The organism is Bacillus cereus group sp. BfR-BA-01453 (assembly GCF_022662915.1).
In the GTDB taxonomy this organism is placed as follows: domain Bacteria; phylum Bacillota; class Bacilli; order Bacillales; family Bacillaceae_G; genus Bacillus_A; species Bacillus_A paranthracis.
On the sequence record NZ_JAKUEN010000032.1, the window covers coordinates 1 to 10,447 of the forward strand.

The following is a 10,447-nucleotide window of genomic DNA, read 5'->3' on the forward strand; positions in this document are numbered from 1 at the left end:
ACCGCTAAGAATAGCTTAACGAAGGGCGCTGTGGAATTAACGAAAGTCGATGACATCGACGGCTCTACTCTTGAAGGAGCTATCTTTAAAATCGTTGATATGAACGGCAATGACGTTCGTACTGATTTAACTACTGATAAAGATGGCAAAATCTCTGTTTCTGATTTACGTCCAGGAGACTATCAGTTTATTGAAACGAAAGCTCCTACTGGATACGATTTAAACGCTAAGCCAATTCCTTTCACTATTACGAAAGGACAATCTCAAGTTACTTCTGTGACTGCTTTAAATAGTTTAACAACAGGTTCAATAGAATTAACTAAAGTTGATATGGATCACAATGGAACACTTGAGGGTGCCATTTTCAATATTTTAGATCAAGATGGAAAAGTAGTACGAGAAGGCTTAAAAACAGATGGTCATGGTAAATTAATCATAAATGATTTGAAACCTGGCAATTATCAACTAGTGGAAACAAAAGCTCCTGAAGGCTATCAATTAGATGCATCACCAATAAGCTTTACAATTGAAAAAGCCCAAGCTGCACCACTACAAATTACAGTTTCAAATAAAAAGATTGAATCTTCATCAGGTGGAGATAATGAATCAATTACTCCTCCGAATAAAGAAGAGAAACCAGGTAAGGAAACTTCCGAAGAACTAGAAAAAGAAAATCCTGAAACACCTGGTACAGAAACTTCTGAAGAACTAGAAAAAGGAAATCCTGAAGCACACGGTAAAGGAACTTCCGAAGAACTAGAAAAAGGTAACCCTGAAACACAAATAAACAAACAGCAAGATGACCGAAATACGGGTAAAGAACTTCCAAATACAGGTCACAAAAAAGATTCTACTCAAACAGTAGGTATCTTACTTCTACTAGCTGGTTTGTTAAGTATTTTAGTTACAAAACGAAAAAAATATTATTAATAGTTTTTCACACCCAATCAAGTGAACATTTGATTGGGTGTTTTTTTATACAAAAAAGGACGATACATAGAGTATCGTCCTTTTAACGGGGTGAGGCTGTCCAAAAGTACGGAAAACCTTTGAACAGCCTCGTATTTTCATATGGATGCCTTACATATATCACTGATAATAATTATGAAATGCGGAAACATATTTATCATCACATGATTCAAACACGAGAAAAGAAACCCTACAGTGGATTCTTTTCTCTACATAATCTAAAGTTTGGGTACACTAGATTCATGCAATGTAGGAGCTTTCCAAATAGAAAGCGAACCTTCGTTTAAAATGATAGCATACATATCTCCGTCAAAAATATGTAAATGTGCATATAGCGTTTTTTATTTCTCAATGTCAGAATATTGAAAAACAATAAAGATAAGGGTAAAATGAAGTCGTTATCCGTCTTCTTTTGTCAGTCAGAGAGAATAGAAGAATAGGAGAGGAAAAAATGAAAAAATCTTTGAAACAAAAAATAGTAAGCTCTTTGCTTGCTGTATCACTCGCTGTTAGCTTAGCTCCGATTGGACAAGCCAAAGCTGATTCCACTTCAGAAATCACACAGACTTCATCTATTACAAAACAAGTTGATGCAAGCCGCGCTATCGAACACATCCGTTTCTTATCCGAAACAATTGGTCCTCGCCCTGGTGGAACAAAATCAGAAGAATGGGCTTCTCGCTACGTTGGTATGCAGCTTAAATCAATGGGCTATGAAGTAGAATATCAACCATTCCAAGTGCCGGATCAATACGTTGGATTTATTGAATCACCATTATCCACAAAGCGTAATTGGCAAGCTGGTGCTGCTCCTAACGCACTAATTTCTACAGAGGCTGTTACGGCTCCTCTTATCTTTGTTCAAGGTGGGACAAAATTAGAGGATATCCCAAATGAAGTAAATGGAAAAATTGTTCTATTCGAAAGAGGAACAACAGTAGCTGACTATAATAAACAAGTTGAAAATGCCGTTAGCAAAGGAGCAAAAGGTGTTCTTTTATACAGTTTAATTGGTGGACGTGGAAACTACGGACAAACTTTCAATCCCCGCCTAACGAAAAAGCAATCTATCCCTGTCTTTGGTCTTGCTTATGCGCAAGGAAATGCATTTAAAGAAGAAATCACTAAAAAAGGGACAACAATTCTTTCCCTAAAAGCGAGACATGAATCTAATTTAACGTCATTAAACGTCATTGCTAAAAAGAAGCCAAAAAATAGTACAGGTAATGAAAAAGCTGTCGTTGTAAGTTCACACTACGATAGTGTCGTTGGAGCACCTGGAGCAAATGACAATGCTTCTGGTACAGGGTTAGTATTAGAGTTAGCACGCGCTTTTCAAAATGTAGAAACTGATAAAGAAATTCGTTTTATTGCTTTCGGTTCTGAAGAGACTGGCCTACTTGGTTCCGATCATTACGTTAATAGTCTATCCCAAAAAGAACGTGACCGGATTTTAGGTGTCTTTAACGCAGACATGGTTGCAACAAATTACGATAAGGCGAAGAATTTATATGCTATGACGCCTAACGGTTCTCCAAATCTTGTAACAGACGCAGCCTTACAAGCAGGTAAACAATTAAATAATGACCTCGTTCTGCAAGGGAAATTTGGCTCTAGTGATCACGTACCGTTTGCTGAAGTTGGTATTCCTGCGGCTCTATTTATCTGGATGGGTGTCGATAGTTGGAATCCATTAATCTACCATATCGAAAAGGTATATCACACACCTCAAGATAACGTATTTGAGAATATTTCACCTGAACGTATGAAAATGGCATTAGAGGTTATTGGAACAGGAGTTTATAATACACTTCAAAAACCTGTCGCTCAAACTGAACAAAAAGCTGCTTAGTCATTTAAAAGACCACCGATTTTTATCAGTGGTTTTTTATTGAGAAAAAATATATATGCATAAAAGCATATTTTCTCCTACTCATTATCGTATACAATATTAACTGTAACAAAAATGATTACAACAATTAAGGAGGCTTTTCTACTATGAAAAAAATGATTATAGCCGGTGCATTAACTTTAGCAGGAATTACTGGTGCTACCGCGTTTATTCCTGAAACAAAGGCCGCTGCCGCTACTCAAGAACAAAGCTTTACAAAATTTTATTCTTTGCAAACTGGAAGTAGTTCTGAACAAGAACCTGTTTTCCTTCAAAAGGGACAAGAGTTAACAATTCAACCTAACAGCAAAACCCCTAGTTACAGTGTTTATGACTCAAATCATAACCTTATTGGACGTTATTCTGATGGCTACGGCCGAATTTTCACTGCAAAAGCAGATGGAAATATGTACGTTCAATTTCATGCACCTTATGTTTACTATAGTCCTGTTAGCTTTTCGGTTACGTATACAATCCGATAAAATAAAGGGCCCTTCCCAAGGGCCTTTATTTTGTTTCCCAATTCACTTTTACAAAACCATCTTTCACCATTAAACCACTTATACTAAATACATACTTTTCATTCGCTTTCAATGTAGCTTTAAAAGTACCTTTTTTCGATTCACAGATCTCTTTTAACTCTCTTATACCTTCTCCTTGCCTTTCATACAAGCTAAAGCATAAATTCCCACGTTTTGCATCCGTCTCATAAGAAAATGTTACTTCTGTATCTTTTGCATACTCAAGTTCAATATCTTTCTCAGCAATATCCCATGATGAGAATTTTGCCTCGTAACTTGTCTCTCCTTGCTTCTCATTTTCTAAATATACATCTCCTGCTCTCCAGGTATCATCTAACGTCTGTGCAAAAGTAAAGCCACTAAGTAATACAAACATTGTACTTGCCAATATCGCAACTAATGTTACCTTCTGCTTTTTAACAAAATTCATCCTATATTCTCCTTCAACTTTCTTTTTACTTCTTCTCACCATATATAATAAAAATCCAATAAAGAATGGTAATATAACTGCTAAAACACTCCACCCTTTACTCATTTGATGTGCTTTCGCATCTGTATATACCCATGATGCAACACATATTAACAGTGCTATAAAAGCTAAAAGCATTGTCACTCCAGCTACTTCAAATATTACAAACGGGTTAGCGAACTCTATCATGTAATTTATACTCCTTCTTTAAAAACGACTGTATGACAACATATATAGGAATGTATAGGTGCATCGTAATAACAACTGCTATAATAATTGGAATTTTGTTATCTAAATGAGTAACAAATTGTTCTATAACAACTGTTAATAAAACAATCCAAATGGCGTGAATATAAATCATCCATCTCTTCTCTAACTTCTGAGCCTTTCGCACGCCCTGCTTCGTGTTATCTATCAGCTCTTCGCTTGGAGTTATCTCTTCTGCTAAGCTACTCTTTATCTTCTGTTCAAATTTATCTTCCTTCATAAACGAACCCCTCCAAATGTTCTCGCATTTGCTTCTTCGCATAATTAAGGCGGTATTTCACCGTACCAATTGGTATATTTAATATTTCACTCATTTCTTTGTAAGAATATTGTTCATAGTAGTAGAGTACGAGCACTGTTTTATATTTTTCATTTAATAACTGTATAACTTCTCGTATCATTTCTGCTTCGACTTTTTGAATAAATTCTTCTGATATATTCACATCGTCTGCATGCTCAATTTCTCCGCCATCTTCTTTATGAAATAAATCCAATACACGATCTTTCCATCTTTTCTTTTTGCGATAAAAATCATAAAATGTACGAACACAAATTGTAGTAATCCACTTTTTATAATTCTCCACGTAAGAAAGTTGGTGCCGCGATGAAAAAACTTTTATCCACGTCTCTTGAAAAATATCTTCCGCGTCTTCTTTCGTCTTCGCTAACTTATAGCATAAGGAATATATTTGCTGCTTATATATATCAATTAATTCTTCTACCTTTTCTTCCATCGGAAACCTCCAGTCATTTATATAAGACGACGCAAATTCTCCTTTTGTTTGATAAAATTTTATTTTTTTATTATTTCCATACAAAAAGGCAATCACAACATCGTGTGATTGCCTTTTACTGAAAGCGAAAAATCGGCTCCGCTTTTCTTTATTGTCTAGCTCTGCCTCCTAGCCCCTTCCGTCTAAGAACCTTCCCCACGAGAAGATAAAATGCATCTTCTGTGGGAAAGAACCTTAGCCTTCGGGACTAAACAGTCGGCTCCGCTTTTCTTTATTGTCCAGCTCCAGCGGCTAGAATACTCGGTGGCTTCGCGCCTTCCTCCGAGGCAAAGTACGCCTCTCTGTCAGGAGCTCCATCCCCCTCCTATTCTGAACGAGCCGCTTCCGCTTTTCTTAATTACATTTTTTCTGGTGCAGATACTCCTACGATTGCTAATGCGTTTTGAAGTGTAGTGCGTACTGCTTTCATTAACTCGTAGCGAGCTTTACTTAATTCTAAGTTATCTTGGTTTAATACTTTTTCTGCATTGTAGAAGCTGTGTAATGTTGCTGCTAATTCAAATGCATAGTTTGTAATGCGGTGTGGTAGACGTTTTTGTGCTGCATCCGCAACTACTGCTGGGAATTCACCAAGTTTTTTCAGTAACTCTACTTCTTTCTCAGAAGTAACAAGTTTGTAGTTCACATCTCCGCCTGTAGCTAATCCTAACTCTTCACCTTGACGAAGGATACTGCATACACGAGCATGTGCATATTGTGCATAGTATACTGGGTTTTCGTTAGATTTTGATACAGCTAAGTCCATATCGAAATCTAAATGAGAATCACCGCTACGCATTGCGAAGAAGTAACGCATTGCGTCCACGCCTACTTCTTCCATAAGCTCACGAAGTGTAACTGCTTTACCTGTACGCTTACTCATTTTCATTTTCTCACCATTTTGATACAGTTGTACCATTTGGATGATTTCTACTTCTAATGTTTCTTTATCGTAACCTAGCGCTTGAATAGCAGCTTTCATACGTGGAATGTAACCGTGGTGATCAGCACCCCAAATGTTGATTAACTTATCGAAACCACGCTCTAATTTATCACGGTGATACGCGATATCTGGCGTTAAGTACGTGTAAGAACCGTCGTTTTTAATTAATACACGGTTTTTATCATCACCGTAAGTCATTGAGCGGAACCAAGTTGCACCGTCTTCTTCAAAAATCTCGTCGCGCTCTTTTAATACAGCAAGAGCTTGATCAATTTTTCCGTTTTTGTATAATGATGTTTCTGAGAACCATACATCAAATTTAACACGGAAACTTTCTAAGTCTTTTTGAAGTTTTGCTAACTCATATTTTAAACCGTACTCACGGTAGAATTCATAACTTTCTTTTTCATCAGCTTTCGCATAACGATCCCCAAACTCTTCAGCTAAACGCTTACCAATTGCAATGATGTCCGCACCATGGTATCCGTCTTCTGGCATTTCTTTCTCTAAGCCTAAAGCTTGCATGTAACGAGCTTCAACAGAAAGAGCTAAGTTATGGATTTGGTTACCAGCATCATTAATGTAGTACTCACGAGATACATCATATCCTGCTTTTGCTAATAGGTTACATAACGTGTCACCTACTGCTGCACCACGTGCATGTCCTAAGTGAAGGTCACCTGTTGGATTCGCAGATACGAACTCAACTTGTACTTTTTCACCTTTACCAGTATTCGTTTCACCGTAAGCTTCACCAGCATTAACAATCGTTGGGATTAAGTCTGTTAAGTAGCTATTATCCATGTAGAAGTTAATGAAACCAGGACCTGCGATTTCAATCTTTTCAATAGAAGCTTTTGCTTTATCGAAGTTTGCAACTAATTCTTCTGCAATCATACGAGGTGCTTTTTTCGCAACACGTGCAAGTTGCATTGCCATATTTGTAGAGAAGTCACCATTTGTTTTATCTTTTGGAGATTCTAATACTACATTTGGAATCTGTTCTTCTGTCGCTAATTCTGCCTTTAATACAGCAGCTTGAATTTCTTCTTTAATTAATCCTTTTACTTGTTCTAAAGAATTCATTATTTTGCCTCCTTCAAATTAATCGTAATTGTATATCTGCCAGCTTCTTGTTCACTTAGAAGCAATGCGTACGTTAAGAAGAGTTGTCCTTTTTTCTTTTCATCCGACCATTTAAAAAGAACGTTATCAGTCTTTGTTTGCAATGCAAACGTACCAAGTTCACTCGTGTACGTACCAGTTGTCCATTCACCTTTCACATGCGTTTGACGCATCGAAACAGCACCTGAACGCATAATGAGAACTTGTTCATCTTGGATTTTAATAATTGTTTTCACTTCGCCTTGTTCGTTCGGCTCTTGGAATGTTACGTATGTACCTTGACCTTTTACATAGTATTGACCATTTGCTTCAAAAGCAACGGTTTCCTTCCTCGCCCCTTCACGGATTTCTGTTACGAAATGAACGTGTACCGGCAAGCCTGCAAGTTGTTTCTCCACGTCTTGCACACCTTTCAAATGTTATAGATATTAAATACTACTTATAATAAATCACTTTTCCTATCATATCAAAAAAAACCTCTGTCTGTCTGCTGAAAAATCAGGAAAACTCCATTTCAAAACATAATTCACTCTCACTTTATTTCATATGATAAAATGTTTTTTAAATCTAAATATTCTTTCATTTAAAGGGGTGAATGAAGTGCTACCAACAAAATTGAAAAAAGGTGATGAAATTAGAGTTATTTCACCATCTTGTAGTTTAAGTATTGTCTCAACTGAAAACAGGAAGCTTGCTGTAAAAAGGTTAACCGAAATGGGCTTTCACGTTACATTTTCAACATATTCTGATGAGATAGACAGATTTGCTTCCTCTTCTATTTCTTCACGCGTTCAAGACCTTCACGAAGCATTTAAAGATCCGAATGTAAAAGCCATTTTGACGACACTTGGAGGATACAATTCTAATGGCTTATTAAAACATCTCGATTACGATTTAATTCGAGAAAACCCGAAATTTTTCTGTGGCTATTCGGATATCACTGCACTAAATAATGCAATTTACACTAAAACAGGACTTGTTACATATTCAGGTCCCCATTTCTCTTCATTTGGAATGGAGAAAGGGCTCGAGTATACAACAGATTACTTTTTAAAATGCGTAACTTCTAATGAGCCGATTGAAGTCCTACCATCTGAAACATGGAGTGATGATTCTTGGTACATTGATCAGGAAAATCGAGAGTTTATTAAGAATGAAGGATACGTTTCGATTCACGAAGGAGAAGCTACGGGAGATATTATCGGTGGTAATATGAGCACATTGAACTTACTGCAAGGTACACCATATATGCCAAACTTAAAGGATAAAATTTTATTTCTTGAAGAGGACAGTTTAACTGGGAGAGCTACTCTTAAAACTTTTGATCGATATTTACATTCTCTTATGCAGCAGCAAGATTTTGAACATGTAAAAGGCATCGTTATAGGAAAGATGCAAAAAGGCGCAGAATGTACGATAGAAGACGTGCAAGAAATGATTGCTTCAAAGCCTGAGCTTGCACATATCCCTATCATTGCAAACGCAAGTTTCGGTCATACAACCCCGATTTTCACTTTCCCAATTGGCGGACGTGCAACAATCATTTCTAACAAAGAAAAAACATCTATCACTATTTTAACGCACTAAAAAAGGAGCGAATGAGTCGCTCCTTTTATCGTTTTTCTATTTTTTCCAACGCTTTTTGCGGAATTGATTCTTTCGGGATTTCAGCCCATCCTTTTCCTTGCATACCTTTTGCATAAATTTTTATAAAAGCACCCGTATGCAATTCACGGTTCATCATTCTTTTAATAACCTGTAACTTTCCGTCTTCTGTATACCCTTTAAAAGTATACAAGTATTCTCCGTCTTTTTTCTCACCTTTATCTATAACCGCATAATAATCTTGTATTTCTTTATTTGAAAAGAAGTTGTCTACAAAAGCATGTACACCTTCTGTTTTTGTGTTCAAATAATACGCTGTTCCACCTAGAATAATGGCGAATACAGCTAAAACTTTAATTACCAATTTCATACATGAACCTCCTGTTTGCACTTCTTTTTCCCTAGTCATATATCTATACTTGTATTATACGAAAAATGGCATACTATACTCTATCTAAAAGTCTTACACTTTCCTTACATTATTGTAAGGGATTTTTTCTTGCAGCAAGTTCCCAAGAAAAAATTTTTCCGTTTCATACACTTTTATATTATTATTGAATGATACGAATTTTTATTACAAAAATCAAAGGAGACAGTTTTCAAATGGCTATCTTGCAAGGTTTAGCACTATTACTTGTTGTACTTTGTCTATTTACACTTTTTAGTTACCGTGCTCCTTACGGCATGAAAGCAATGGGTGCCTTAGCTAATGCAGCAATCGCAAGTTTTCTTATTGAAGCATTTCATCGTTATATAGGTGGAGAAATGTTTCATAATGACTTTTTACAATCAGTAGGAGAAGCTTCCGGTAGTATGAGCGGTGTCGCAGCAGCGATTTTAGTCGCATTAGCAATCGGTGTTTCCCCCGTATATGCTGTTTTAATCGGTATCGCTACTAGTGGATTTGGTATTTTACCAGGATTTTTCGCTGGATACGTTTGTGCCTTCGTCGTGAAATTTCTCGAAAAGAAATTACCGGCTGGTGTAGAGTTTTTAGCAATTTTATTTATCGCTGCACCAATCTCACGCGGAATGGCAATGCTTATGGATCCGCTCGTTAACGCAACACTCGGTAAAATCGGTTCTATGATTTCAGTTGCAACTACAGAAAGCCCTATTATCATGGGTATTATGCTTGGTGGATTAATAACAGTTATTTCTACCTCTCCACTGAGTTCTATGGCACTAACTGCAATGCTCGGATTAACAGGTTTACCAATGGCAATTGGTAGTCTTGCCGTAGCAGCCTCAGCCCCAATGAACTTTATTTTCTTTAAACGACTAAAGATTTGTTCAAAGAAAGACACAATCGCTGTAGCAATCGAGCCTTTAACACAAGCCGATGTTGTTTCAGCAAATCCAATTCCTATTTATGCGACAAACTTCGTTGGCGGTGCACTTGCTGGTATTATTACATCACTATTCCAGCTCGTTAATAACGCACCAGGAACAGCATCACCAATCCCAGGACTTCTTGTTTTATTCGGATTTAATGACGTTGTAAAAGTAACGATTGCTGCTGTATTATGTGGAATCGTTACCACGATTGTTGGATACATCGGATCAATCGTGTTCCGTAAATATCCAATTCGTTCTGCTGATGAAATTCGCGGCATTACTTCGCAAGAAAAGGTTGCATAAGAAAAAGAGCTATTCCCGTTGTTTGGGAATAGCTCCTTTTTGTGTTGCGTGATGGTAAATGAAATTATATCGGCGATTTTTTAAATATATCAGCGCAACTCGAATTATATCGGCGATTTTTCAAATATATCGGGTTCCGTCAAGAAGTCTGTGTAATTTGATAAGGCCCAATACATTGGTTTATCCAGTATGAATTTATAATGATTTGGTATGTGAAAAGTGAAGCTAGCTTCACTTTTCACA

The 10,447-nt window shown here is 36.8% G+C and carries 11 protein-coding genes; 5 read left to right on the plus strand and 6 right to left on the minus strand.

Going from position 1 to position 10,447, the window contains the following annotated elements:
- The 3 genes from MR070_RS26585 to MR070_RS26595 all read left to right on the plus strand — a co-directional run.
- Nucleotides 1-930 (plus strand): MSCRAMM family protein (locus MR070_RS26585; RefSeq protein ID WP_242262282.1); only part of this gene is annotated, 930 nt, incomplete at its 5' end.
- 490 nt (nt 931-1,420) lie between these two features.
- Entirely contained in the window at nt 1,421-2,821 is a 1,401-nt protein-coding gene (locus MR070_RS26590) for a M28 family metallopeptidase (protein WP_242262283.1), read from the plus strand.
- A 146-nt stretch (nt 2,822-2,967) separates the two neighbouring features.
- Complete coding sequence (locus MR070_RS26595; RefSeq protein ID WP_000738205.1) at nt 2,968-3,342, plus strand: hypothetical protein; 375 nt, start codon at nt 2,968-2,970, stop codon at nt 3,340-3,342.
- A gap of 25 nt (nt 3,343-3,367) precedes the next feature.
- On the opposite strand, the gene MR070_RS26600 is transcribed toward MR070_RS26595, so the two are convergent.
- The 5 genes from MR070_RS26600 to MR070_RS26620 all read right to left on the minus strand — a co-directional run bounded on the left by MR070_RS26600 (nt 3,368) and on the right by MR070_RS26620 (nt 7,356).
- Nucleotides 3,368-4,039: a hypothetical protein gene (locus MR070_RS26600; protein WP_000568889.1), complete on the minus strand. Its 672-nt coding sequence runs from the start codon at nt 4,037-4,039 to the stop codon at nt 3,368-3,370.
- Nucleotides 4,023-4,337: a hypothetical protein gene (locus MR070_RS26605; RefSeq protein WP_000656682.1), complete on the minus strand. Its 315-nt coding sequence runs from the start codon at nt 4,335-4,337 to the stop codon at nt 4,023-4,025. The genes MR070_RS26600 and MR070_RS26605 overlap by 17 nt, the downstream gene beginning before the upstream one ends.
- Complete coding sequence (locus tag MR070_RS26610; protein ID WP_000391655.1) at nt 4,324-4,851, minus strand: RNA polymerase sigma factor; 528 nt, start codon at nt 4,849-4,851, stop codon at nt 4,324-4,326. The genes MR070_RS26605 and MR070_RS26610 overlap by 14 nt, the downstream gene beginning before the upstream one ends.
- Before the next feature lie 397 nt (nt 4,852-5,248).
- Nucleotides 5,249-6,919: an arginine--tRNA ligase gene (gene argS, locus MR070_RS26615; protein ID WP_001086449.1), complete on the minus strand. Its 1,671-nt coding sequence runs from the start codon at nt 6,917-6,919 to the stop codon at nt 5,249-5,251.
- Nucleotides 6,919-7,356: a YwiB family protein gene (locus MR070_RS26620; RefSeq protein ID WP_000414867.1), complete on the minus strand. Its 438-nt coding sequence runs from the start codon at nt 7,354-7,356 to the stop codon at nt 6,919-6,921. Before MR070_RS26620 ends, argS begins: the two co-directional genes overlap by 1 nt.
- A gap of 202 nt (nt 7,357-7,558) precedes the next feature.
- Between MR070_RS26620 and MR070_RS26625 the strand changes: the two genes are divergently transcribed.
- Nucleotides 7,559-8,545 carry a S66 family peptidase gene (locus MR070_RS26625; protein WP_000938068.1) on the plus strand — a complete coding sequence of 329 codons (987 nt, stop codon included), beginning with the start codon at nt 7,559-7,561 and terminating at the stop codon, nt 8,543-8,545.
- A 25-nt stretch (nt 8,546-8,570) separates the two neighbouring features.
- On the opposite strand, the gene MR070_RS26630 is transcribed toward MR070_RS26625, so the two are convergent.
- The gene (locus MR070_RS26630) at nt 8,571-8,933 is read right to left on the minus strand and encodes a YxeA family protein (protein WP_016719024.1); all 363 of its coding nucleotides are present in this window, start codon (nt 8,931-8,933) and stop codon (nt 8,571-8,573) included.
- 233 nt (nt 8,934-9,166) lie between these two features.
- On the opposite strand from MR070_RS26630, the gene MR070_RS26635 reads away from it, so the two are divergent.
- On the plus strand, nt 9,167-10,204 hold the full coding sequence (locus MR070_RS26635) for a PTS sugar transporter subunit IIC (protein WP_242262284.1): 1,038 nt from the start codon (nt 9,167-9,169) through the stop codon (nt 10,202-10,204).
- The last annotated feature ends 243 nt before the right edge of the window (nt 10,205-10,447 follow it).